Genomic DNA, 23,975 nt, shown 5'->3' on the forward strand with positions numbered 1-23,975 from the left:
TTAGTATAACACAAAAAAAGCAACTCGCAAAGAACGAATTGCAATTTTTTCACATTTTTTACATTCCTTGTGCTCCTGCAGCCTCCGTTTGCAAAAACCGGCAGCATATTTGCTCCAGGCACCAGACAAAGTCTATTTTTTCCACAGTTTCCATGGCAATCACAGTATCCGTCCTGTATATGGCATCATCCACTATGTAATAAATATTCCCCACCACTGTTCCGCTTTCCACAGGGGCTTTCAAATTCTTTTTTATCCGGCATTCCACCTGGATTTCTTCCCCCTCCCGCAAAAGAAGCCCGGGAAGCCCATCCTCATCCTCCTGTACGGAAAGAGGCACAAAAGCCGTCTCCCCTAATATCCGTGTTCTTCCTCCCTCCACAGGAATGGGCGCCAAGTCCCCCTGGGAGATAGCTGTTTCCTGCTCCGAAAAGGCTTGATAGAAATAGGAATCCAGTCCATACTGCATCAGCTCCTTCGTATCACTCCACTTATAATTTTTATTGTTGGGCCACCCGCAGGCTAACAGCGCCACCACAAAGATCCTGCCCTCGCTTTCAAGGGCTCCCACATAGCAGTACCCCGCCTTGTTGGTAAACCCCGTCTTTCCGCTCAGGGCCCCTGTCATCATATTCAGAAAGGCGTTGTGGTTGGTGCAGGAAAAGCTTCTTCCATTGGCCGAAAAGGAATAGCTGGGAGTCCTGGTGATTTCCAAAAAAGCATCCTTTTTCGGAGACTGCCCCACGCAGTAAGCCATAATCCGCGCAAGCTCCGTGGCCGTGGTGCAGTGCTCCCGCTCCACGATCTCTCCATTGTTCAATGTAATGGTCTCTGTGGCGTCCAAACCGTTTGGCGTGATAAAATAGGTGTTTTCACACCCTAGCTCCTTCGCCTTGGCATTCATCAGCGAAGCAAATGCCGCTACCGCCATCCTGCTTTCCTCCGCAGTAAAGTCCGACGTGCTTTTATTCTGCAGTTCCTGGGACAGATACCTTTTCCCGATGTGTTCCGCCAGCGCAGCCGCCGTATCATTGTGGGATTCCAGCATCAGGGAATAGAGCAGGTCCTTCACAGTATAGGTCTCTCCCTTTTTCAAATACAGCTTCACCTTGGGCATTCCAGCCGCATAAGAGGAAACCTGCAGCGTATCCTCCATATCCGCGTTTTCCAGCACCACAATGCAGGTCATAATCTTCGTTGTGCTGGCCATGGCCATTGGCGTATCCGCGTTTTTCCCATACAGCACTCTTCCCGACTGGGCATCGATCAATGCTGCCGATGCAGCATACAGGGAAAAATCGGGCTGCGCTTCACTATCTTCCTCTTGTCCTGCCCACGCAAAAAGGGGCGCCTGCATGAATAAAAATAATATGCCGGCAAACGCCCCTACGATCCAGTTTCGTCCTTTCATAGTCATTACATACTTTCCAGGATTTTCTACTAATATATGTTTTTTCGTTTTGTCCTATTACACATCCAGCTGCAGCGAGACCTCCGCCTCCGCCTGCTGCTTAAACTCCTCTACCTGCACCGGATTTAACTCCGGCAGCTCCTCTAAGCTCTTTACCCCGAAGCTCCTAAGAAACTGCTCCGTGGTTCCAAATAAAAGAGGACGCCCCGGCGCATCCAGCCTCCCAAGCTCCGTGATCAGATCGTATTCCAAAAGCTTATTGATGGCGTGGTCACAGCTTACCCCCCGCACTCTCTCCACCTCAACCCTGGTAATGGGCTGTTTATAGGCAATGATGGAGAGCGTCTCCAAAACCGTGTCCGTCAACACAGGCTTTCTCGGATTTTTTGCTATTTTAATCAGATATTCGTACATATCCGGCTTCGTGCACAGCTGAACCGCATTGTCAAACTGTGTCAGCGCAATTCCTCTGTCCTCCTCCTCATAGCGTCTGGACATATCCTTCAAAATTGCATTTGTGGTCTTTACGTCCTCCTCTATCACCTGCGCAAGACGGCCAATCTCCACAGATTCTCCCATGGCAAACAATACCGCCTCAATCACTGCCTCTGCCTTTGTCCGTTCCATCTATGTATCCGCTCCTATCTGCCGCAGCCTCAGGCCACGTTTGAGGTAATCATAATATCGTCAAAAATATTCTCCTGACTGATCTGTATTTCTCCCAGCTTCATCAGCTCCAGAATGATGAGAAAGGTGACGATCACCTCCATTTTGCTGGACTGCTTTTCCAGCAGCCTGCGAAAGCTGAATTTTTTGTGTTCTCTGGCGTACGCCTCCACATACAGCGTTTTTGCATCCATATCGATCTCATCCTTTTCGATATTGCCATACTGGCTTCGGATGGGATCAATCTTGTCCTCCTGGCGCTTGATCATGGATTTAAAAATTTCATGCAGCTTGTTTAATGTCATATCGCCCACAAGCTCCTGATAATCAATGGGGGGCTTATAGGCGGCCACCTCCTTTGGGAGACTCTGGCTGCGGTATATGCTTCTGCCCGCATCCACCTGTCTGTCCCTGAGCTCCAGAGACATATACTTATACATCTTGTACTCCAAAAGCTTCTGTACCAGCTCCGCTCTGGGGTCCTCTTCTTCCCCTTCCTCGTTGACCTCCTTGGGCAGCAGCATTCTGCACTTAATGTCGATCAGCGTGGCAGCCATCACCAGAAATTCACTCATCACATTCATATCTCTTTGCTGCATCTGCTTGATATAATCCAGATACTGCTCGGTAATCTCCACAATGGGAATATCGTAGATATCAATTTTATTCTTGTCAATCAGATGAAGCAGCAGGTCCAAAGGGCCTTCAAACACTTCCAGTTTTACCGGTATCGCCATAATCAGTCCTCCCTGCGTCCGTTTTCTTTTCCCCGGACGGTACAAGATCCACCACCAGCACCTCTGCGGGATTAAAAAGCCGGATAGGTATGGTGTGCATTCCCAGCCCTCTGCTTAAAAGCATGGAAGAATCTCCCTGTCTGAAAAGTCCGCCGTCGTATTTGGGAAAAAGACGGATTCCGGGAGACACCACACCCTTTCCCCAGAAAGGAATTCTGACCATGCCGCCGTGTACATGTCCGGAAAGCACAAGATCAGCCCCCCATTCTGCATACTGGGGAAAGTAATCAGGATTATGGGCGATCAAGATATTATAGCCTGCCCTGTCTATCCTTCCCAGAATGCTTTCCAGGTAATCACCTTCCATTTTCTGAACCCGGAATCTTTTATAATACTGCTTGTCTATCTGGGAACCATATATCACCACTCCCGCCTCCGGCAGAGAAACGTGCTCATTTACCAGCAGACAAATCCCCATTTTACGCAGCGCCTTTTCGTACTGCTCTCCCAAATCTCCATATTTGGAAGGATACAGTTTCAGCCGGTGCTCGTGATTGCCATTTCCGTAATAGACGGGATACAAAGCCGCAAGCGCTTCCAGAAAATGCAGCGCAGCCTCCGGACTTTTCCCCGGTTTTGCGGTAAGCATATCTCCCGCCACAAGAATAAAGTCCGGTTTGCACTCCTTGATAGCTGCAAGCAGCCGTTCATTGTTCCTTCCATATTGCTTGTTATGCAGATCTGCCAGCACCACAAAGCGACAGCTTTTCTTTATGCGTGCATCCTCCATTCTGTACCTTGCCACCACAAACCGGTTGCTGTCGTAAAGCAGCACCCAAAGGCAGATCAGCGCAAGAACGCCTATTATCGTAATCAACAGATTTATCATGGTATCCTCACAAAGCCTTCGCCCTTTACAGCGTTCTTTCTATTTTAGCACACTTAACCCGTTTACAAAAGGAAAAATACAAATATTTTTTTCAGATAGTCAAAATAGCCCGCCTTTTCAATGCTTTCTGCATACAGAATGGGAATGCTGCCAAGCTCTTCTCCATTTAAAAGATAGCGGGCTCTCCCGGCCTCGCTTCCTTCCTCCAGCGGAGCTTTTGCTTCCTGTGGCAGTTCAATGACCTTTTCCACTCCGGAAAGGGCATTTCCCTGAATATCCAGATACCTGAATTCCCCGGCATATTTCACATCCACCTGCTCCTTCACGCCCCCTTCCACCAAAAGGGGCTCCAGTGCATCCTGATTTTCGTCTATGTACAGATCACAAACGCTGTAGCCGTAATTCAGCAATGTCTGTGCATCCTGAAAACGCACCTTGTAATCCGGCGCAGCCATGACCACAGCAATCAAGTCAATGCCATCCTTGCTGGCCGTAGCAGACAGACAATATTTTGCTTTTGCGGTGGACCCTGTCTTCAGTCCCGTGGCCCATTGATATTGCTTCAAAAGCTTATTGGTGCTGGTCAGCGTAAAAATGCTGCTCCCCTGGCTGGTTACATGGGTGATGTCCTCCATCCATATCTTTGTATAATCATAGACCTGGGGATATTTCGTGATCAGCTCCCTTGACATCAAGGCCACATCCTTGGCCGAAGAATAATGATTGTCGGAATTGGTCAGCCCACAGCAGTCCTCAAAATGAGTATCCTCCATGCCAAGCTCCGCAGCCTTCTCGTTCATCAGACCAACAAAGGCCTCCTCGCTGCCCGCTATATGCTCCGCCACAGCCACACTTGCATCATTTCCGGATGCAACGGCGATACATTTTAACATAGTATCAAGGGTCTGCACCTCTCCAGCCGCCAAAAACACCTGAGAGCCTCCCATGGAGCTTGCATACTCGCTGGTAACCACCTCATCCTCCAGACTGATTTTTCCGGCTTCGATCTGTTCAAAAGCAAGAAGCAGCGTCATAATCTTTGTGATGCTTGCCGGACTTCTGCGCTCTGAGGCGTTTTGTTCGTAGATCACCTGCCCTGTGGACGCCTCTATCAGGATGGCGGACGGCGCAGATATGCTGATATCTGCATAAACCGTTTTGTCCATACACAGAAACATCACAAAGCACAGACAAAACGCCGCTATTCTCCGTTTCCCATACATAAAAAAAGCCACGCTCCCCTATTTTCTTCTAGTATAGAATATGGGAGTGCGGCCTCAGATATTCCTTCCGGCAGGGATTAATACCACCTGGCAATAAAGGAACAGCATCTATCCACAAACTGCTTTTTCTTTTCCTTCACGTCAATGTGAAATGCTTTCATCAGCTGGATCACATAATCCACAGCTACAATCAGCAAAATCACATGCAGCGCCCGGACTCCCTGATCAAACCTCACGGAATCAATCAGGCGGTAAACCGCCATGTTCAGAAACTGCACGATCCCTATGGCATAAAACCCCCAGCAGACAGTGCTCTCCAGGCAGATAATACCCTGAAAATTAAAGGGCTTTTCATTATAGTCCCACCAGAGCTTTCCAAACAGCCGGATCATGGCCCGGCCCACTATGTACTCAAAGACAGTGGCCAGAAACGCTCCTGCCAGATAAAGCTTTATGTATTGTCCTTTCAGAGGACAAAGCACAAGATAGCCGATCACAGCGCCAAAGCCGTAAATCGGACAAAAAGGACTTTTAGCAAATCCTCTGTTCGTCAGCCTGCGGTTGCAGAAGGACATATAGACAGACTCCACAAACCAGCCCAGAATGCTATATACCGCAAATGCCGCTACCAGATGATAAACATCCGTCCCAAACAGCTCTCTTGTCCACATGACAGTCCACCCCTCAGTATTTTTTACAGACTCATTTCTCCTATAACTACAAAGTCCTCAGTCGTAACCGGCCAAGGACTTTTGTGGATTAGTTATATTTACGTTTTCTTGCTGCTTCAGATTTTTTCTTGCGTTTTACGCTTGGCTTCTCGTAATGCTCTCTCTTACGAATCTCCTGCTGAATACCAGCCTTCGCGCAGCTTCTTTTAAAGCGGCGTAAAGCGCTATCCAAAGTCTCGTTCTCTTTTACGATTACGTTTGACATGACTACACCCGACCTCCCTTCAGTCCCTCTAGTAACATGACTGATTGGGTTATTCTTTATGTACAGTGTCTTACCACGTGCACATTTAACATTATAACACAAAAAAGTTGTTCGTCAACTATTTTTTTACATTGACCAGTAAAAATTTAAAAGCTTTCACCTCTCTGCCTCCAAAACTTCAAAACAATCAGTTGCAATGTAATCTTTTCCTTCCGCCCCATAAAGTACAATGCGGTATATTCCTGGCAACAGACTGGAAAGAAATTGAGTTGATTCAGGAGGTACTAAAACACTTGTGTCTTGATTGGCCGGACAAATTTTTGACATCGCTGTATTGTCAATACCATAATCTAAATAAATCCACACTCCCCTATACCACATTTCCAATGCAGGCATATCTCCATTACAAATCCAGTCGTTCGTCCTAGTATTATGAACAGTACAATTTAAATACCCTCCTTCCTCTTTTGTCAGGCTTACATCCTCAGCCATCCGCATAGAATCCATATTTTCCTTATCCAGATAAGTAGGACTTAGCTCAAAGGCCGGCAAATAAATGGTTAAGTCTTGATCAGCATATTTGTTTTGCAGGCTGTCCCATGCTGAAAATTTTGTACTCATAGGCGGTATGTATCCCAAAACATATGTCTGTTCATTTTCTAAGGCAATTTTCAGCCGATATCCTTTTGTAGCCGCATCTATAGTGTTTTGGCTCAATTTTTCAAGCCCGGCAGCATTAAAATATCCCCCATTTATCTCATATGTCACTAAGTCATATGAAAGTACATTTCCTTCCCCTGAAAATATCAAACTTTGACGACTAGTTTCACTAAGTGCATCTACATTCTGCAAGTCGATAAATGTTACGTCTGTTCCTTTTGGAACCTGAATTTGAAAATTTCCTGTTAAAGAGCAGGAAATTTCTCTCCATTTCGGATATTCCACCCACAATATATCAGATACCGTAAAATTACTTTCCACTAATCCATAGGAAAAAGTTTCCCCTTCTGCCATTTGCTCTATAAAAATTTTGTTTTTTAAAGCCATTCCGGCTCCGCCAATCACAATACCCAGAAAAAAGAAAAATAAATAAATAATGACTTTCCTCTTATTTCCAGTATTCATACCATCTGATATTACTTGCCTATACATAAGTTTTCCCCTTCATCAAAGATGATTTGGCTTAGATATTTTTCCCCAAGCACACATATTCTGCATATTTCTACATTCTATTTTTACCCTCCCGCCACAGCCACTGCCAGCTTCAGGACACCGGCAAGCAGCATCACAAGGATGGGATTCATTTTCCATTTTTTCAGCAGTGCAAAGCTGACAATAAAAATAACAACCAGACTCCAGTTGGTGCCTGCAGGCGTAACGGCTCCATCGTTTCCCCAAAAAGCCGATACAAGAATAGAAATTCCTGCGGATGCTATCATTGCCACAACCGCCGGGCGAAGCGTAGTCAGCACACTCTGTAATACATTCATGCTGCGATACTTTAGGTAAATCCGTGCCAGCAAAGTGACGATGACGCAGGAGGGCAGGATACATCCCGCCGTCGCCACAATAGCTCCCGGAATGCCGGCAATTTTTATCCCCACAAAGGTAGCGGAATTGACGGCAATAGGGCCGGGCGTCATTTGGGAAATGGTAATCAGGTCGGTAAATTCCGACATACTCAGCCATCCGTGTGACGTTACAATCTCTCCCTGTATCAAGGGCATTGCGGCATAACCGCCCCCAAAGCTGAACAGGCCAATCTGCAGAAAGCTCAAAAAAAGCTGCAAATAAATCATTGGGCCTTCCTCCTTTTTGGCAGAATTGTCCGAATGATACCGATCACAATACAAACCAAAACCACATAGACAACATTAATTTTCAAAAAGCAGGTTGCTGCAAAGGCCGCCGCCATAATCAAAATTGAGGACAACTGTTTCCCATGGATAACGCCCGCTCCCATTTCAAAGACCACCGCCGCGATGACTGCCCCCACTCCCGCCTGCATGCCTTCCAAAATCTGGCTGACAATAAAATTATCCCGAAAGGCATTATAAAATACAGAGATCAGAGAAATGATGGCAAAGGGTGGAATAATTGTGGCGATAATAGCAGTGGCCGCGCCAGCCATGCCGGCCAGCTTATACCCCACCACAATGGCGCCATTGACAGCAATAGCGCCGGGGGATGACTGGGCGATTGCAATCAAATCCAGCATTTCATTTTCTTCAATCCAATGGTATTCATCTACAAACTTTTTCTTCATCAGCGTTACAATGACGTAACCGCCGCCAAAGGTAAAAGCGCTCAAATAGAGAGTGGAAATAAATACTTTTAATAAAACCTCTTTTTTACTTTTCATCTTTCCTCCATTCCAAATCCGCTTTTCTCTTATAAGTATAGTACATCTTGACAGATAAAGAAAATACTATTACTCTATAATTACCATATATAATTTATTATATGTAATGACATTGCGGTCAAAGGGGGGGCAGTCACAAATCGCCAGAATTGTTTGTCATCTGCAGGAGTCTTAGTTGCTCCTGGAATCGGCAAAGTTGCGTTGTGAGAAAAAAATCCGCTTGTTTGAGCGCAGCGAGTTCGGATTTTTTGGAACGCATTTAGCAAATTTGTCGATTCCTGGTGCAACTTGGCTCCGAAGCCGCAAACAATTCTGAGGATTTGCGACAGGGAGACCTTTTGACCCTGACGCCATGTAATTTATTATTATTATAGGAAAAAAGCTATGACCCTTCGACACATGAAAATATTTGTGGCTGTTTTTAAGCACAGCAATATCACAAAAGCCGCCAAAGAGCTGCATCTTGCGCAGCCCTCCGTAAGCGTTGCCATAAAGGAATTGGAGGAATACTATGGCGTGCGGCTGTTTGAAAGAATCGGGAGGCGTATTTTTCCGTCGGAATGCGGAAAAGAATTTTTTGATTACGCCCTTCACATCGTTTCTCTTTTTGAGGATATGGAAAAGAAAATAAAAAACTGGAATCAGTCCGGGGTTCTCCGCGTGGGCACAAGCATTACAATCGGAACCCATATGCTTCCTCTTCTGATTCAGCAGTATCAGCTCCAATATCCTGAATTGAAAATAGAAGCATTCATAAGCAGATCCAGCGATATCGAACAAAAAATCCAGGACAACTCCATCGACATCGGCTTGATCGAAACCAGGCCTGAGCATACTGAAATCCATTCGGTTCCCTTTATGGAGGACACTATGTGCGCCATCGTTTCCTGCAGCCATCCCCTGGCCGGGCAAAAATCCACTACCCTCTCACAGTTAGCCGAATTTCCGTTTCTCATGCGGGAAAAGGGAAGCGCCGGAAGGGAGCTTTTGGACGCGTGTTTTTCTCTCCTGCAGTTATCTGTCTCTCCCATATGGGAAAGCGCAAGCACACAAGCCATTGTCAAAGGCGTTGCAGGCGGAATCGGAGTGGCGGTGCTTCCTTATCTTCTTGTGGAAAGGGACATCCAGCAAAATGTTGTCAAAATGCTTCCCCTCAAGCCGCCACTGCAGCGGGAATTAAATATCATTTACCACAAGAGCAAATATCTCACACCAAACATGAATACCTTTATTTCTCTGTGCAAAAATTATGGCAAGGAGGGCTAGCCCTCCTTGCCATAATAAATTCATAGCATATTGCTGTTGAAAAGTTCTGTGCCTCCGCTTCTTCAGGAAAGCTGCGTCTCCAGCACCTTTGCAGCCTCCGCTATGGCAGCGGGAATTCCCGCCGGATTTTTTCCGCCGGCCTGGGCCATATTGGGACGGCCTCCGCCGCCTCCGCCCACCAGGGAGGCAATACCCTTGATCAGATTGCCTGCATGGGCGCCATCCTTCAGAGGAGCATCCGTTACCATGGCGATTATATTCACCTTTCCAGCCTGATTGGAAAGCAGCACCACAACGCCCTCACCCAGCTTTTCCTTCAGCTGGTCTCCCAGCTCTCTTAAGCCGTTCATATCTACATTATCCACACTGGCTGCCAGCAGCTTTACGCCCTTTATCTCCACCACACTGTCCATAACGTTTCCCAGGGCCTCCTTGGCCGCCTTGCTCTTTAAGGATTCGTTCTCAGATGAAAGCGCCTTCACCTGGGCTGTCACATGCTCGCACTTTTCCACAAGAGCCGCCGGAGACGTCTTCAGAATCCTGCAGGCCTCCTCCAAGGTCTGCTCCAGATTCCGGTAATAGGCAAAGACGCCATTTCCTGTCAGCGCCTCGATTCTGCGCACCCCTGCCGCAACACCGTTTTCAGAAACAATCTTAAAGGCCGTTATTGCTCCGGTATTTGCCACATGAGTTCCGCCGCAGAGCTCTGTGGAAAAATCTCCCATCTTTACCACACGGACCTTCTCTCCATACTTTTCTCCGAAAAGCGCCATGGCTCCTGTCTGTTTTGCCTCCTCCAGAGTCATGATCTGCGTAACCACAGGAAGGTTTTCCGCAATCTGTTCGTTGACAAGCTCCTCTACCTTCCTGATCTCCTCCGGCGTCATAGGTGCAAAATGGCTGAAATCAAAGCGCAGTCTTTCGCCGTCCACATAGGAGCCGTTCTGCTCCACATGAGTGCCCAGCACTTCCCTTAAAGCCTTCTGCAGCAGATGGGTGGCGCTGTGGTTTTTACAGGTATCCGCCCTTCTTTTGGCGTCCACTGTCAGGGAAACCGTATCGCCCACCTTGAGCATTCCCTTGGTTACCTTGCCGATATGTCCTACCTTTCCTCCCAAAAGATGGATGGTTTCCTTTACCTCAAAGCTGCCGTCTGCAGTGACGATAGTGCCAGTATCCCCGTTTTGTCCTCCCATGGTTGCATAAAAGGGAGTTTCCTCCACGATCACAGTACCCGTCTGCCCGTCGGTAAGCGCCTCCACAAGCTCCGTCTCAGTGGTCAGCACCGTAATTCTGGAATCGTGCTTCAGTCTGTCATATCCCACAAATTCCGTGGTGATGGCGGGATCGATGGACTCATAGACCGTCACATCAGCCCCCATATAATTGGTCACCTTTCTTGCCTTGCGGGCCTGTTCTTTCTGTTTTTCCATACATGCGCCAAAGCCCGCCTGATCCACGCCAAAGCCCTTCTCTGACAGAATTTCCTCCGTCAGGTCCAGAGGAAAGCCATAGGTGTCATACAGCTTAAAGGCATTCTCTCCCGGAAGCTCGCAGACACCCGCTTTCTTCATCTCCTCTTCCATCTCATTTAAAATGCTCAGGCCCTGGTCGATGGTTTTGTCAAATTTGTCCTCCTCCTGGGTCAGCACATTTAAAATAAAGGCCTGCTTTTCCTCCAGCTCCGGATACCCGTCCTTGCACTCATCAATGACAGTCTGGCTTAAGCTTGCAAGAAACTTTCCTTCAATTCCCAGAAGCCTTCCATGTCTGGCCGCTCTTCTGATCAGACGGCGCAGCACATAGCCCCGGCCCTCATTGGAGGGCATGATGCCGTCGCTGATCATAAAGGTGGAGGAACGAATATGGTCCGTAATCAGACGGATGGACACGTCCTTGGCCTCATCCTTCTGATATTCCACTCCCGCAATCTGACAAATACGGTCTCTAATTGCCTTCATGGTGTCAATGTCAAAGACAGAATCCACATCCTGCACAACTACCGCAAGACGCTCCAGCCCCATGCCTGTGTCAATGTTCTTCTGTGCCAGCTCCGTATAGTTCCCATGCCCGTCATTGTCAAACTGGGTGAATACGTTGTTCCACACCTCCATGAACCGGTCACAGTCGCAGCCCACCTTACAGTCCGGCTTTCCGCAGCCGTACTTGATTCCTCTGTCATAATAGATTTCAGAGCAGGGACCACAGGGACCTGCGCCGTGCTCCCAGAAATTATCGCACTTACCGTTCTCATCCCGGTAAAAACGGGTAATTTTTTCTTCCGGTACGCCGATTTCCTTTGTCCAGATTTCAAAGGCTTCATCATCCTCACAGTAAATGGAGGGATACAGCCTCTCCGGGTCCATGCCTACCACCTGGGTGAGAAACTCCCAGCTCCATGCAATGGCCTCATGCTTAAAATAATCCCCAAAGGAAAAATTTCCAAGCATCTCAAAAAAGGTCAGATGTCTGGCTGTCTTTCCTACATTTTCAATATCTCCGGTCCGCACACATTTCTGGCAGGTGGTCACCCTTCTTCTGGGCGGTATCTCCTGACCGGTAAAATAAGGCTTTAAAGGCGCCATGCCTGAATTGATGATCAAAAGGCTGTTGTCATTGTGAGGCACCAGCGAAAAGCTCTTCATCTTCAGATGCCCCTTGCTCTCGAAAAAATCAAGAAACATCCTCCGCAGTTCGTTTACACCATATGCTTTCATGGGATTTATCCTCCTATTTGCTATCTTTACGTTTTATCATTATATCTGTCTCCAATGTTCCCGTCAAGAGACGGTTTCTTTAAGTCCAAAAGGCAAGCTGGTAGTAAAAGGTATAAAACACAGAGGGCGCCGTGTCCGCCAGACGCTCTGCGTTATCCGTAAACAGCAGCATCAGATAAAAGGCCATCGTAACGGCGAAGGCCGCATTTTGTAAAAGCCGCAGCAGATGAATTCTGTCCGGCATTTCCCGATTGTACTGCCAGGCCGAAAACCACGCAGTCAGGGCTCCCAGATAAAGGAGCCATCCAAAATCGCTGAAATACCGAAGCAGCACGCCCGCAGCCTGGGCGTCCACACACACCACCAAAAATCCCAGAACCACAGACATAAGGGCAAAAGCATATACGGACCTTTTTGGAAACCACTTTCGCTTTCCCAAAAACCAGAGACCAGAAAATGCCATGAGGTTCACCGGAAAAAATCCGCCGAAGGTTCCTTCTGTTATGGCTTTTCCCATGTAGGAGGTCCACTGGGAGACCTGCTGTAAATAGGGAAATCTTGCGGAAAGACTGGGGGGCTGAAACAGATAAACAAAAAACGCCTGGGGAAGCCTTCCCAGATCAACGCCCCGCCTTGTCATATCATTTGTGGTAAGATTATAGGTGGCTCCGAAATCAAAGGGCGAACCAAAACGCCTGTAATTGTACAGCATGAGAAAGGCGCCCACCGCCACATAGGGCAAAATAGCAAGTAAAGTCTTTCCCCAGGTTTTCCTGGAAAACAGCAGCCTCTTTTGAAAGACGGCTTCCCAATAGATCGGGAAAATCAAAAGAGAGCCCAAAAGAAGCTGGGGCCTGCAGCCGGCCACAAGAGCCATGGACAGACACCCTGTGACAAGCTTCCATGTGGTCACCTGGTTTTCCTTCAATGAGGAAATAAAACAGCCAATTCCAAACACAGACAAGGTTATGCCCAGCAGAATGGGAAGGGAATAAAAATCCGGCCTTCTCATGATAGTTAACGCCCCACAGCCGTTTATCATCAGCAGTGTTCCCAAAAGCCAGCCTGCGTAGGGAATGCTTCCCTTAAAATATCTGCGCACCAGATTTGCGGAAAGCCAAAATACCGCCAGAATAAACCCCACCCCGGTGATCAGCACACCAAGTCTTGTGGGAAAAGGGGTCCCCGTCACCAGATACCAGGGCAGATAAAACAAAAGCACCGGCACAATGCCAAAATACACATAGTATTTTCCGTTATAGTAAGCCACATCCCAAAGGTAGCTTTCCCCCGCGCCCTCCGTTATTTTCTGCCGCATGGCATAATCATAGGGATTTTCCATGGATGCCAAAGAGGCTGGCGGCACATCCTCCAGATAAAGCTGTCCCTTAGACAGAGCAACCGCCAGCTTGTGATACTGCATATGGTGCTCCCATTCCACGTCCCCAAACACCGGATTCAAAAACACCACTCCCACAAACAATCCAATCTGCAAAAGAACCGCCGCAAGGGTGATCCGCCTCTGAGACCAGGAATCCGCCGCCTGCATCTCTTTGTAATATTTCCCCCTTGCAGAAGCAAACGCCAGAAACCAAATGGTCAGTGTCAGCACAAAAAAGCGCAGCAGAGAAAAATTCACAGGTATTTTGGGATTCAATATCAGCTCGTCAATTTGAATGATGTCTCCCTGGCCTGCAGCCAGAAAAATCACAAGACTTTTGCACTCCCCCGACAGATGGAGCTTTAAATACTGGCTTCTTGGGACATCCTTCAAAATCTGCCGGTCCGGCAGCACATAATAATCCTGGTTTGCCTCGTCCGCGGCGTACACAGACACAGTAGTGACCTCTTCGGTTTCCTTTCCCTCCGGGTCAAGCCTGGTAAAGGAAATTTTGATCGCATTCAGCTTTTCGTTGATCTGGGGTATCTCCAGCCGAAGGGACTCCTCCACCGTAATGCTGCCATCCGCATTCCATTCACCGCCTGCATAAATACGTACATTTTCCGCCTCTTTCGGCTGATTAAAGGCCGTAAGGAGGCTGGAGTACTGGAAAAGGGTCAGCTCCAGCAATAAAGCCAGTAAAATTGCCTTCCACCATCTGCCCATGTATCATTCATCCTCCTGCTCCAGCATCTCGTTGAGCTCCTCCCTGGCGGTTTCAATTTCCTCATGCTTTCCCTTTTTCAGTGCAGTCTCAAAGGCCGTAATATAAAAATCCAGCTTTTTCCTGCGTTCGCCTAAGGATTCCTCGTACATTCTTTCCGCCCGAAGCAGCACCAGCCTGTTCTCCTCGTAATCCCTGGGCTGGATTTTCAGGTAGGCCAGCTCCTCCATGCGCTTTGCAATCTCCTCGTCGGTCATTTCATTATCCTGGCCCTTAATAATCAGCTTCTGGCTTAAGCCGGTGGAAACCACCTTTACCTCCACCTCCAAAAGGGAATTGATATCATAGGTGTAGGTCACATCCACCGCCTCCTTCCCCTTGGGCCCCGGCGGAACCGGTATTTCCAGCTCACCCAGATACAGATTGTTGCGTGCAAAGCGGCTTTCTCCCTGAAGCACCCGGACGCGCACCTTCTCCTGATTATCCCTGGCGGTATAAAGACGCTCCGTGTGGCTTGCAGGAATCACAGTATTTCGCTCTATAATGGGACAGAATCTCCCATCCTCAAATTTTCCCTCTTCATACTCCACTACGATCTCCGTGCCCAGCGTAAAGGAGCATACATCCGTAAGGATAACCTCCTTCACCTCGGCCCGTCTTTCCTTCATGGCCGCCTGTACCGCCGCTCCAAGAGCCACCGTCTCGTCCGGATTCAGCTTGGTATCCGGAAATTTTCGAAACAGACGAATCAGAAAATCCCTCACAATGGACAGCCTGGTGGCGCCGCCGATTAACAGCACCTCGTCGATATCGCTCAGCTTCAGTCCTGCGTCCGACAAGCTTTTCTTCACCGGCTCCCTGATCTTCATCAAAAGCTCCTCACAGGCCTCCTCATACTCCTTGTAAGTAATCTGCTCCTCCTTTGTCTCCTCTCTGTATAAAAAGGACATGGTCACCTTCTCATTGTCACTGATGGCGCATTTGGCCTTCTCCGCCTGACGGTACAGACGCACCTGCTCCTTTTCCGACAGATTCTGCAGCTGCAGGCCGCTTTTGTGCAGAAAAAGCTTTGCCATCACCTCCGTGAAGTCCTCTCCTCCCAGATAATTGTCCCCTGCCACAGCTCTCACCTCAAGAATATTGTGATAAAGCTCCAGCACAGACACATCAAAGGTTCCTCCCCCCAAGTCAAACACCAGGAATCTGGTGTCTCTTGTTTTGTCATACAATCCATAGGCCACCGCAGCCGCAGTGGGCTCGGAAATCATGCGCTCCACCTTAAGGCCGGCCAGCTCTCCCGCCCTCTTGGTGGCCTTTCGCCTCTTATCGTCAAAATAAGCCGGTACACTGATGACTGCTTCCGTGACCTCTTCCCCCAGAAAATTTTCCGCATCCTCCTTCAGCGCCCGAAGCACCATGCTGGAGAGCTCCTCCGGCTTAAACCTGTGCCCGCAAAGATCATAAGTCCGCTCCGTCCCCATGCTGCGCTTAAAGGCCATAGCCACAGACTCCGGATAAAGACTCATTCGCTCTCTGGCTGTCTCTCCCACATAAACGTTACCCTCTTTGTCAACGCTCACCACCGAGGGGGTCAAATGCTTTCCCAGCCTGTTTGGTATAATCTTCGGCCCTTCCTCCGTAAAATAGGCCACCAGACTGTTTGTAGTTCCCAAGTCAATTCCCACTATCATAAACAACTATCCCTTCATATGTCTTATGGCAATCATATATTCATCCTGAGGCATCCGTTTCAGATTCCTCAAAAGCCGTTTCATGGCTTCCTCCTTCTCTCCTGCCCGAAGCAGGTAAAGAATGCGCACACCCTCCATTTCCTTGCAGACACATTGCGTACAAAAGTGACAGATTTCCAGCTCCGGTTCCCGGTCAAGAATTTCCTTAAGGGTCTCCATGGATTCCGTATACCAGGCCGCAAGAAAAACGATCTGCAGATGCCCCTTCTCCCGGTTATAATAGGCCCTGGAGCCGGACTGCTCCTCCTTTACCAGCCAGTCCTTAAGCTTTTCTGCATATTTTTTCCCCTGTCTGTCATCCCCGCAGACAATGGAAGCAAAAACCACATCACACCATACCTCTTCAATATCGTCTATCCGGCGTTTCGAAAGAAGCCACTGCGCCTCCTCGGCACATCTTACAAACCATTTCATGGCGTTCTTCCTGTTTCCATACATCAGCTCCTGCCAGCCCTTTTTGCTGTAATAATTTTTAATTTCCCCATAAATCTTTTGGTTCTCCCTCTTGAAGCGCCAGGGTGTTTTCCAACCGGGAATCTGCTTCCCAAGCTCTTTTTCCCATGCCTCCAAAAGTTCGTCGGCCTTCTCCCTCTGCCCCGCCTCCTGGCAGACGGATACCAGCGCATGATACAGATCGAAAATACTTTCCCTGCGGGAATAAGCTTCCCTGATAAGCGCCTCCGCCTCCGAAAGCCGGCCTGTCTTTGCCAAAGCCTTTCCCAAGGCCGCACGGGAATACACGTTTTTGCCGACCTGCTCTTGATATTTCAAAAAGGCCTCCGCCGCCCTGTCATAGTCCCCCAGAAGAAGATACAGATTCCCCATATCCACAAATATAATGGGAGACATTTCCTTTTGTCCATAGAGAATTGCCTTTTTGATATAAATCAGCGCCTTTTCATAGTTTCCCTGATACTTATAAACAAAGCTGAGACCGTTGAGGGCATAAGGCTGGGCCGGATTTTCCGCCAAGGCCTTCTCAAAATCCTCCCTGGCCTCCTCATAGTGATGTGCCGATCTATGGAAAATGCCTCTTTCCACCAGCATAAAGGTGCCTGGGAACCAATATAGATAGGTGGTCAGCATGGGAAGACTCTTCCTGTAAAGCTCTTCGTCTCCCTCCGACACCTTTGCACAATATTTTTTACGGAAGGCACTTAGCTTTTCGTCCAGTTCATCGCCGTCTGGGATCGAATCCCTTCTGTCCATCTGATAACGGTAGGCGTCCAATATAACGCTCTTTATGCCGTTTGCCTGGGCTTCCTCAAGCAGGCTTTTCAGCTCATCCGTATATTTCAAATCAAGGTACACCTTTGCCATATGTTCATAAGAGCGCACATAGCCCGGGAAATAGCTGATACACTGTCTGCCGGCCTGTATTACCCCCGCAGCGTTCCACTGTCTCCTATACACCTCAAGGGAGGTGGCATACGCCGCATAGACCTGATAATCCTCCACCAGCCGCCTCACAAGCTCCAGACTTTTTTCGTATTCCTCCATCTCCATGTAAATCTGCGCCTTCTCCAAAAGCAGGCCAATATCCCTGCCGGTTCCCGTTTCTATTTTTTCCGCTTCCGCAATGGCCAGAGGAAGCTTCCCTTTGTCCACATAGCCCAGATTTCGATAACACTGTATGCGGATCAGATACGCCTGGCGTATGCGGTCTTTATCTCTCTCCCTTTCCTCCCCGCTCTCCTCTCCTGCAATTTTCTCCTCCAAATGGGCCTGCCAGACTTTTGACAGCTCTGCCGCCTGTTCATATTCTGCCTCCTCCACAAGCAGCTTAGTCAAAAGCCCCTTCCGTTCCGTCTCCCGTTCCCTGGGTATCCTGCCCTCCAAAGCCTGTGCCAGCCGGATGCCCGCAGATATCTTTCCATCCTGCAGAAAACACCAGCCCAGCTCTAAGCCTGCCTCCCAGCTGTCTTTTCCCCCGCGCTCATATGCTTTCTCCAGATCCTTTTCAATCTCCTTGTTGATCTTAGCCAAAAGCTCCATGAACCTGTCGTCCGCCCCCATGGACAGCACCGTTTCCGCACATTTCTTTGCCTCTTTAAAGCTTCCCTGTTCATAGTACCACTGGGTCAGACGCACATTGGACATATAGTGGGACTCATTTTCCTTCTTCAGCTCTTCATAAATAGCAGCCGCCTCTTCTTTTCTTTCGTTCCTCCACAGAAGCTCCGCCGTGTTGTAGCAGATCATGGGGTCCTTGGGATAACGCTCTCTAAGCCCCAGCAGTCTGCTTATGTCCTCTTTTGTTTTTTCCTGTTTTACCGCCAGATTAGCCTTGCATATCTCCAAAACAGGATGAAAAATATGCAGTTCCTCGGCATTTTTTATGTATTCCTCCGCCTGGGCAAGCTCTCCGTCCTGTATGGCCTGCCAGCATCTGTCATAGTACTGTAAAAACAAATCATAAGGGGCGTCTTCCTCCCCTTCAAACTGGGAAAACTCAATTTCTTCGCCCCGCTCGCATTTACTGAGGATATACCGCACAAAATCTGCCGGAAAGCGTTCCCTCAATTTCTCCGCATCCTCTGTAATATGCAGCATTTTGTTAAAGAGCTCCCAGACCGCTCCAGGCAGCCGGAAATGATCCATGAGAAAACGAAGCAGCTTAAACCGGCAGTTCTCTTCCTCCTCAAGGGACAAAAACACATCCTCCGAAAAAAGCGCCTTCCATTTTTCCACATCCTGCCTGCTTTTTATATTTCCGTAAATTTCGGCGGCTTTTTCCACCCAAAGTCCGGACGGCGTGGTATCCCTCTGCTGCGCGGCCTGCTGTTCTTCTTCCTGTGTGCGGGCGTAAGCGCAGGCTTCTTCATAGGCGCTTCTCAAGCGCTTGAAGCCCTCCGGATTGTCCTCGGGATTGGTCATGGCAAGCTTTTGTCTGTAAGCATTCTTTATGGCCCGTTCATCCTTCGTCTGTTCAATTCCCAATACCTGAAAAATTTCCAACAGCTCCATAACAATCTCCATTCCAATAACACAAAGAGAGCAGAATCTGCTTCTGCTCCCCATATGACGCCTCCATCAGCTAAAATGTGAATTTATCCGCAAAATATGCGTCCAAATCCGCAATCGCAACCCGCTCCTGCTCCATGGAATCACGGAAACGCACCGTCACCCTGCCGTCCGTCTCCGAATCAAAATCATAGGTAACGCAGAAGGGCGTGCCGATCTCATCCTGACGACGGTATCTCTTTCCGATATTCCCTCTGTCGTCAAATTCACAATTATACTTTTTAGAAAGGGCCGTATAAATCTTTTCTGCGCCCTCATTCAGCTTTTTGCTCAAAGGCAGCACACCGATCTTCACCGGTGCGAGGGCCGGGTGGAATCTGAGCACCGTGCGCATATCTCCTCCCTCAAGCTCCTCCTCATCATACGCCGCGCACAAAAACGCCAGCACTACCCTGTCTGCTCCCAAAGAGGGCTCAATCACATAAGGAATATATTTTTCCTTTTTCTCATCGTCAAAGTAAGACAAATCCTCACCCGAGGTTTCCGCATGCCTCGAAAGATCGTAATCCGTTCTGTCGGCAATGCCCCAAAGCTCTCCCCAGCCAAAGGGGAACAGAAATTCAATGTCCGTGGTGGCCTTGCTGTAAAAGGAAAGCTCCTCGGGAGAATGGTCTCTTGCCCGCATTTCCTCATCCTTCATCCCCAGGCTCTTAAGCCAGTTGATGCAAAAGCTCCTCCAGTACTGGAACCACTCCAGGTCTGTTCCGGGCTGGCAGAAAAATTCCAGCTCCATCTGTTCAAATTCTCTGGTACGGAAGGTGAAATTTCCGGGCGTAATCTCATTTCGGAAGGACTTGCCGATCTGTCCAATGCCGAAGGGCACCTTCTTACGGGAGGTCCGCAGCACATTTTTAAAATTCACAAATATGCCCTGAGCCGTCTCAGGTCTCAGGTACACCGTATTTTTGGCGTCCTCCGTCACGCCCTGGAAGGTCTTAAACATCAGGTTAAACTGCCGGATATCGGTAAAGTTATGCTTTCCGCAGCTGGGACAGGGAATCTCATGCTCCTCCACAAAGGCTTTCATTTTCTCCTGGCTCCAACCGTCTACACTCTCTGAAAGGGCAATCCCCTTCTCCTCACAGAAGTCCTCAATCAGCTTATCCGCCCGGAAACGCTCATGACACTCCCTGCAGTCCATCAAGGGATCGGAAAAGCCGCCCAGATGGCCGCTGGCCACCCAGGTCTGGGGATTCATCAGGATGGCGCAGTCCACCCCTACGTTATAGGGATTTTCCTGAATAAATTTCTGCCACCATGCCCTCTTTACATTATTTTTCAGCTCCACTCCCAGGTTGCCGTAATCCCAGGTGTTGGCAAGTCCTCCGTAAATCTCGGAGCCCGGATACACAAATCCTCTTGACTTGGCCAGCGCCACGATTTTTTCCATTGTTTTTTCCATAACATCCTCCATTTCAAAGCGTTTTGCCGCCTTATCGCATTTATTTCATAAACACATATGCCATGTCCTCAGCCGCCGAGGCGTCCACGCTGCCATCCTCTTCCAGGACAGCGCCTCCGCCTGCCCGGACTGCCTTTCGGGGACAGTACAGCTTCACCTTCTGATCCGTGATCAAAACATACTGTCCATCCTCAGCATCCGCCGCTTCCAGCTCATAGCCCTCTTCCTGTGCCTGGGCTATGGTGCCGTAAAACAGGACGCCGTTATTGTAATCTGAAAAGGTGTCTGTGCTGTCATATTTTAATACCACAACCACCTTGCCGCTGCCGTCCTCAAGCTCCTCCACCTTCTCCACGAAAACAGGCTCTGTCTCCCCGCTCTGTTTCTGTGCATTGTAAGCCGCAGCCTCTTCCGACACCATTGCGGCAAGCCCGTCAATGTTGTAATACTCTTTGTCAAACACGTCCACCAGATAAGAGGTAACCGTGCCATCCTTATCTACCGCCAGAGAAGGCGTATCCACCACATCCGGCACCTTTGCCTGCCCGCAGCCGGTCAAAAGCAGCGCGCAGAGGAAAGCACAGACTGCCGTCCAGTTTCTTTTATTCATACAATCTCCTCATCTTTACCATTCAGGCATTCATCATAACAAATTACATTATACCCAACTTAAATCACTTTTTCAACAAAGAGTTTTCAGGATTTCAAGGCTTTTAAATTCCCGGTCCGTAAAACGTTTTCTGTACGCATCGGCCACCTGGGAAAGCTCCTCAAAAACCTCTTTTGTCACCGTGAACGTATAAAGCTTTTCCACAGGACTGTCCACTATGTATTGAAGCGCATATAAGGTGCCCTCCCGCAGCTGTCTGTCCCGGGGCGGCCCGGGATATTCCCCGTTCACTGCAATGGCCTTCAGCTCAAAAACACATCGAACCAGGGGATTGGGCAGGCTGGGCGCGCACAGCGCTCTCAGGGACTGGTATAAAAGCTTTAACAGCTCTCTCTCGTCATTGTTCTCCCTGGCATAATAATCTGCCACCTCCGCAAAATACATCCCATAGCAGGCCCCTTCGAAATCTGTGCGCAGCGTTTCAAAATAATTCTGAATCTCCGCTTCCGCCAGATGGTAGGAGCTTTTCCCGGGATACAGCTGAAACCTTCCGAAGGAAAAGGGGATAACAGCAGCCGCAAGTCTGCTTCCCGGTTTTCTGACCCCTCTGGCAAAAGCAGATATCTTCCCCATTTCTTTTGTCAGCAAACAAATACGCCTATCATACTCTCCAATAGGCGTTTGTTTCAATATCATTCCTGTCACGCATATCATTTCCCGCATAAGGCTTCTCTCCCGACTGTCCGCTTTCTCCCTCATGGGGTCTGTCTTTGTTTACGTAGGATAAATAATCCTCTATTCTGCCGGTATTTAAAAATTGCTTCCAGTAATTTAATGTCTGCATCTTCTGCTTCCCCCTGACCTTGTTCTAATGTTAGGGTTCGCATTTTGCATTTTTTCTATTCGCCGCCCGAGGCATCTTTTGGGTGATATCCAAAATTTTTCAGAAGAAAGTCGCTGTCCCTCCAGTCCTTTTTCACTTTGACCCAAAGCTGCAGATTTGCCTTTCCCTGAAGCAGGTCCTCTATCTCCGGGCGGGCCGCAGAGCCGATTTTTTTCAGCATCTGCCCGCCTTTTCCAATAACAATGCCCTTGTGGGAGTCCTTTTCACAGACGATAGTCGCTTCTATATCCCAGATTTTTCCGCGCTTTTTCATGCTTTCAATACTCACGGCAATCCCGTGGGGAATTTCCTCGGAAAGCAGTCTGAGCGCCTTTTCCCGGATCAGCTCCGACACAATCTGGCGCATGGGCTGATCCGTAATGGTGTCCTCGTCATAAAAGGCATCTCCGTAAGGAAGATACTGCAAAATACACTGCACCAGCGTATCCGTATTGTCGCCCTTAAGGGCGGAGACAGGCACAATCTCCTGAAAATCAAATTCCTTTCTGTAGGTGTCGATAAAGGAAAGTATCTCCGCCCTTTTTACGGTATCCACCTTATTGATCACCAAAATCACCGGCGTTTTCGTACGCTTCAGCTGCTCGATGATATGACGCTCTCCCGCTCCAATATAGTTTGTGGGCTCCACCAGCCACAAAATCACATCCACCTCATTCAAGGTACGCTGTGCTACATTCACCATATAATCGCCCAGCTTATTTTTCGCCTTGTGTATCCCCGGCGTATCCAGAAACACGATCTGCCCCTGGGGAAGGGTCAGCACTGTCTGAATCCGGTTTCTGGTGGTCTGTGGCTTATTTGAGGTGATGGCAATTTTTTGTCCAATCAGCTGATTCATTAAGGTGGACTTGCCCACGTTTGGTCTGCCGATCAGGGCTGCAAAGCCCGATTTGTATGCGTCGGCCTCACTCATGTTTTTCCTCGCTTCCCTGCGCTTTTTCCTGCGCACTTCGTTTTTTTTGTCTCTTACTGCATTTGACTGCAATGAATATCACAAGCAGCACAAAAACAGCCGTCAAAGCCAGATAGGGAAGGTTGATCAAAAAGCCCACGAAGAATTCCCGAAATCCCCGGCCGATATTTTTTATGCTGGTCATAAAGCCGTTCCCAATCCGTTCCCAGACGCCTTCTTCCTCCACCGGCGTAAGCACCTCCACCTCGTTGATATTCAGATATACGGTGCTGTAATCCACGCGATTGTCATAGGTTCTCAGCTGGGACTCCATGCTCTCCAGCTCGTATCTGACCTCAGACAGACGGGATTCTATGGTAATGATATCTTCTACGGTCTCCGCCCGTTCCATAAGCGCCAGCAGTCTGTCCTGTTCGGTGGACAGGGCATCCCTGCGGCTCTCCAAATCCACATAGGTTAAGGTCACATCCTCCACGTTATCGGAGCGGCGGACCACATTGGAGACTTCGGAGACCGTATTCAAAAAGTCATCCAGTCTCTCTGCCGGAATGCGGGCGGTCATATCCGCATTTCTGGTCCCCTGGTAGGAGGAATAGCTGCTGCCGTTATAGGTGTTCATACTCTCTATGTATCCCCCCAGAGAAGCCACCTGATCCTCCAAGGTCTTTAGAACCTGGTCAAATTCCCTGGTCTCCACATCCATGTCCACCGTCTTGATCAGCTTACGGCTCTCCAGATATGCTTCCGCCGAAAGATTCCCGCCGCCTTCATCAGTCTGTGTAAAGCTCTCCGCTGCCGCCTCCGTAACGGCCTCCTCCATGCCAGCTTCCGCACCAATGCCAGCTTCCGTGCCATAGGAGAAATCCCCGTTTGAAGACTGGGTCATCATAGAGTCCGCGGCCATCTTTTCCCCGGATGAGGACGCCGCTCCACAGCCTGAAAGCCCTAAGAGCAGCAGCCCTCCTAAAAACGCCGCTAATACTTTTCTGCAGTTGCCTTTGCTTAACCCTCTCATAATCTTACCCTCCGTTTCTTAATCTGTGAAATAAATTTCCTTTC

21 protein-coding genes are annotated in these 23,975 nt (G+C 48.8%); 1 reads left to right on the top strand and 20 read right to left on the bottom strand.

Going from position 1 to position 23,975, the window contains the following annotated elements:
* Nucleotides 1-58: 58 nt before the first annotated feature.
* The 10 genes from SHK35_RS07675 to SHK35_RS07720 form a co-directional block, all read right to left on the bottom strand.
* Nucleotides 59-1,417 carry a D-alanyl-D-alanine carboxypeptidase family protein gene (locus SHK35_RS07675; RefSeq protein ID WP_318709316.1) on the bottom strand — a complete coding sequence of 453 codons (1,359 nt, stop codon included), beginning with the start codon at nt 1,415-1,417 and terminating at the stop codon, nt 59-61.
* A gap of 51 nt (nt 1,418-1,468) precedes the next feature.
* On the bottom strand, nt 1,469-2,038 hold the full coding sequence (gene scpB / locus SHK35_RS07680; RefSeq protein WP_318709317.1) for an SMC-Scp complex subunit ScpB: 570 nt from the start codon (nt 2,036-2,038) through the stop codon (nt 1,469-1,471).
* Between the two features lie 29 nt (nt 2,039-2,067).
* Complete coding sequence (locus SHK35_RS07685) at nt 2,068-2,814, bottom strand: segregation and condensation protein A (protein WP_318704018.1); 747 nt, start codon at nt 2,812-2,814, stop codon at nt 2,068-2,070.
* On the bottom strand, nt 2,783-3,703 hold the full coding sequence (locus SHK35_RS07690) for a metallophosphoesterase (protein ID WP_318709318.1): 921 nt from the start codon (nt 3,701-3,703) through the stop codon (nt 2,783-2,785). The genes SHK35_RS07685 and SHK35_RS07690 overlap by 32 nt, the downstream gene beginning before the upstream one ends.
* A gap of 62 nt (nt 3,704-3,765) precedes the next feature.
* Complete coding sequence (locus SHK35_RS07695; protein ID WP_318704022.1) at nt 3,766-4,926, bottom strand: D-alanyl-D-alanine carboxypeptidase family protein; 1,161 nt, start codon at nt 4,924-4,926, stop codon at nt 3,766-3,768.
* Nucleotides 4,927-5,003: 77 nt separating this feature from the next.
* A complete protein-coding gene (locus SHK35_RS07700) occupies nt 5,004-5,597 on the bottom strand; it encodes a putative ABC transporter permease (RefSeq protein WP_318704024.1) in 594 nt (197 codons plus the stop codon).
* 88 nt (nt 5,598-5,685) lie between these two features.
* Entirely contained in the window at nt 5,686-5,862 is a 177-nt protein-coding gene (gene rpsU, locus SHK35_RS07705; RefSeq protein WP_016290398.1) for a 30S ribosomal protein S21, read from the bottom strand.
* A gap of 156 nt (nt 5,863-6,018) precedes the next feature.
* Nucleotides 6,019-7,014: a hypothetical protein gene (locus SHK35_RS07710; protein WP_318709319.1), complete on the bottom strand. Its 996-nt coding sequence runs from the start codon at nt 7,012-7,014 to the stop codon at nt 6,019-6,021.
* 83 nt (nt 7,015-7,097) lie between these two features.
* A complete protein-coding gene (locus SHK35_RS07715) occupies nt 7,098-7,661 on the bottom strand; it encodes a chromate transporter (protein WP_318709320.1) in 564 nt (187 codons plus the stop codon).
* A complete protein-coding gene (locus tag SHK35_RS07720; protein ID WP_318709321.1) occupies nt 7,658-8,224 on the bottom strand; it encodes a chromate transporter in 567 nt (188 codons plus the stop codon). The genes SHK35_RS07715 and SHK35_RS07720 overlap by 4 nt, the downstream gene beginning before the upstream one ends.
* A gap of 384 nt (nt 8,225-8,608) precedes the next feature.
* On the opposite strand from SHK35_RS07720, the gene SHK35_RS07725 reads away from it, so the two are divergent.
* Nucleotides 8,609-9,490 carry a LysR family transcriptional regulator gene (locus SHK35_RS07725; protein WP_318709322.1) on the top strand — a complete coding sequence of 294 codons (882 nt, stop codon included), beginning with the start codon at nt 8,609-8,611 and terminating at the stop codon, nt 9,488-9,490.
* A gap of 62 nt (nt 9,491-9,552) precedes the next feature.
* Here SHK35_RS07725 and alaS read toward each other — a convergent pair whose 3' ends face one another.
* The 10 genes from alaS to SHK35_RS07775 form a co-directional block, all read right to left on the bottom strand.
* Entirely contained in the window at nt 9,553-12,207 is a 2,655-nt protein-coding gene (gene alaS, locus SHK35_RS07730) for an alanine--tRNA ligase (protein WP_318709323.1), read from the bottom strand.
* A 79-nt stretch (nt 12,208-12,286) separates the two neighbouring features.
* Nucleotides 12,287-14,314: a hypothetical protein gene (locus SHK35_RS07735; RefSeq protein ID WP_318709325.1), complete on the bottom strand. Its 2,028-nt coding sequence runs from the start codon at nt 14,312-14,314 to the stop codon at nt 12,287-12,289.
* Nucleotides 14,315-14,317: 3 nt separating this feature from the next.
* Nucleotides 14,318-16,003 (bottom strand): Hsp70 family protein, encoded by a 1,686-nt coding sequence (locus SHK35_RS07740; RefSeq protein ID WP_318709326.1) that lies wholly within the window; start codon nt 16,001-16,003, stop codon nt 14,318-14,320.
* Between the two features lie 6 nt (nt 16,004-16,009).
* Entirely contained in the window at nt 16,010-19,084 is a 3,075-nt protein-coding gene (locus SHK35_RS07745; protein WP_318709327.1) for a tetratricopeptide repeat protein, read from the bottom strand.
* A 16-nt stretch (nt 19,085-19,100) separates the two neighbouring features.
* Complete coding sequence (locus tag SHK35_RS07750; RefSeq protein ID WP_318704041.1) at nt 19,101-20,489, bottom strand: glycine--tRNA ligase; 1,389 nt, start codon at nt 20,487-20,489, stop codon at nt 19,101-19,103.
* A gap of 40 nt (nt 20,490-20,529) precedes the next feature.
* The gene (locus SHK35_RS07755) at nt 20,530-21,099 is read right to left on the bottom strand and encodes a hypothetical protein (protein ID WP_318709328.1); all 570 of its coding nucleotides are present in this window, start codon (nt 21,097-21,099) and stop codon (nt 20,530-20,532) included.
* Nucleotides 21,100-21,171: 72 nt separating this feature from the next.
* The gene (recO, locus tag SHK35_RS07760; protein ID WP_318709330.1) at nt 21,172-21,822 is read right to left on the bottom strand and encodes a DNA repair protein RecO; all 651 of its coding nucleotides are present in this window, start codon (nt 21,820-21,822) and stop codon (nt 21,172-21,174) included.
* Nucleotides 21,761-21,943, bottom strand: a complete 183-nt coding sequence (locus tag SHK35_RS07765) for a hypothetical protein (RefSeq protein ID WP_318704048.1) — start codon at nt 21,941-21,943, stop codon at nt 21,761-21,763. Before SHK35_RS07765 ends, recO begins: the two co-directional genes overlap by 62 nt.
* A gap of 55 nt (nt 21,944-21,998) precedes the next feature.
* Nucleotides 21,999-22,916: a GTPase Era gene (gene era, locus SHK35_RS07770; protein ID WP_318704049.1), complete on the bottom strand. Its 918-nt coding sequence runs from the start codon at nt 22,914-22,916 to the stop codon at nt 21,999-22,001.
* Nucleotides 22,909-23,931, bottom strand: coding sequence for a DUF4349 domain-containing protein (locus SHK35_RS07775; RefSeq protein ID WP_318709331.1), 1,023 nt, complete (start codon nt 23,929-23,931; stop codon nt 22,909-22,911). Before SHK35_RS07775 ends, era begins: the two co-directional genes overlap by 8 nt.
* Nucleotides 23,932-23,975 lie beyond the last annotated feature (44 nt).

Origin of the sequence: Candidatus Acetatifactor stercoripullorum, from assembly GCF_944382095.1 — a bacterium.
Lineage (GTDB): Bacteria > Bacillota > Clostridia > Lachnospirales > Lachnospiraceae > Acetatifactor > Acetatifactor stercoripullorum.

Excerpts from the sequence above, each read along its gene's own strand:
- SHK35_RS07675 (WP_318709316.1), bottom strand. The coding sequence starts at position 1,417 with ATGACTATGAAAGGACGAAACTGGATCGTAGGGGCGTTTGCCGGCATA.
- scpB (WP_318709317.1), bottom strand. The coding sequence starts at position 2,038 with ATGGAACGGACAAAGGCAGAGGCAGTGATTGAGGCGGTATTGTTTGCC.
- SHK35_RS07685 (WP_318704018.1), bottom strand. The coding sequence starts at position 2,814 with ATGGCGATACCGGTAAAACTGGAAGTGTTTGAAGGCCCTTTGGACCTG.
- SHK35_RS07690 (WP_318709318.1), bottom strand. The coding sequence starts at position 3,703 with ATGATAAATCTGTTGATTACGATAATAGGCGTTCTTGCGCTGATCTGC.
- SHK35_RS07695 (WP_318704022.1), bottom strand. The coding sequence starts at position 4,926 with ATGTATGGGAAACGGAGAATAGCGGCGTTTTGTCTGTGCTTTGTGATG.
- SHK35_RS07700 (WP_318704024.1), bottom strand. The coding sequence starts at position 5,597 with ATGTGGACAAGAGAGCTGTTTGGGACGGATGTTTATCATCTGGTAGCG.
- rpsU (WP_016290398.1), bottom strand. The coding sequence starts at position 5,862 with ATGTCAAACGTAATCGTAAAAGAGAACGAGACTTTGGATAGCGCTTTA.
- SHK35_RS07710 (WP_318709319.1), bottom strand. The coding sequence starts at position 7,014 with ATGTATAGGCAAGTAATATCAGATGGTATGAATACTGGAAATAAGAGG.
- SHK35_RS07715 (WP_318709320.1), bottom strand. The coding sequence starts at position 7,661 with ATGATTTATTTGCAGCTTTTTTTGAGCTTTCTGCAGATTGGCCTGTTC.
- SHK35_RS07720 (WP_318709321.1), bottom strand. The coding sequence starts at position 8,224 with ATGAAAAGTAAAAAAGAGGTTTTATTAAAAGTATTTATTTCCACTCTC.
- SHK35_RS07725 (WP_318709322.1), top strand. The coding sequence starts at position 8,609 with ATGACCCTTCGACACATGAAAATATTTGTGGCTGTTTTTAAGCACAGC.
- alaS (WP_318709323.1), bottom strand. The coding sequence starts at position 12,207 with ATGAAAGCATATGGTGTAAACGAACTGCGGAGGATGTTTCTTGATTTT.
- SHK35_RS07735 (WP_318709325.1), bottom strand. The coding sequence starts at position 14,314 with ATGGGCAGATGGTGGAAGGCAATTTTACTGGCTTTATTGCTGGAGCTG.
- SHK35_RS07740 (WP_318709326.1), bottom strand. The coding sequence starts at position 16,003 with ATGATAGTGGGAATTGACTTGGGAACTACAAACAGTCTGGTGGCCTAT.
- SHK35_RS07745 (WP_318709327.1), bottom strand. The coding sequence starts at position 19,084 with ATGGGGAGCAGAAGCAGATTCTGCTCTCTTTGTGTTATTGGAATGGAG.
- SHK35_RS07750 (WP_318704041.1), bottom strand. The coding sequence starts at position 20,489 with ATGGAAAAAACAATGGAAAAAATCGTGGCGCTGGCCAAGTCAAGAGGA.
- SHK35_RS07755 (WP_318709328.1), bottom strand. The coding sequence starts at position 21,099 with ATGAATAAAAGAAACTGGACGGCAGTCTGTGCTTTCCTCTGCGCGCTG.
- recO (WP_318709330.1), bottom strand. The coding sequence starts at position 21,822 with ATGCGGGAAATGATATGCGTGACAGGAATGATATTGAAACAAACGCCT.
- SHK35_RS07765 (WP_318704048.1), bottom strand. The coding sequence starts at position 21,943 with ATGCAGACATTAAATTACTGGAAGCAATTTTTAAATACCGGCAGAATA.
- era (WP_318704049.1), bottom strand. The coding sequence starts at position 22,916 with ATGAGTGAGGCCGACGCATACAAATCGGGCTTTGCAGCCCTGATCGGC.
- SHK35_RS07775 (WP_318709331.1), bottom strand. The coding sequence starts at position 23,931 with ATGAGAGGGTTAAGCAAAGGCAACTGCAGAAAAGTATTAGCGGCGTTT.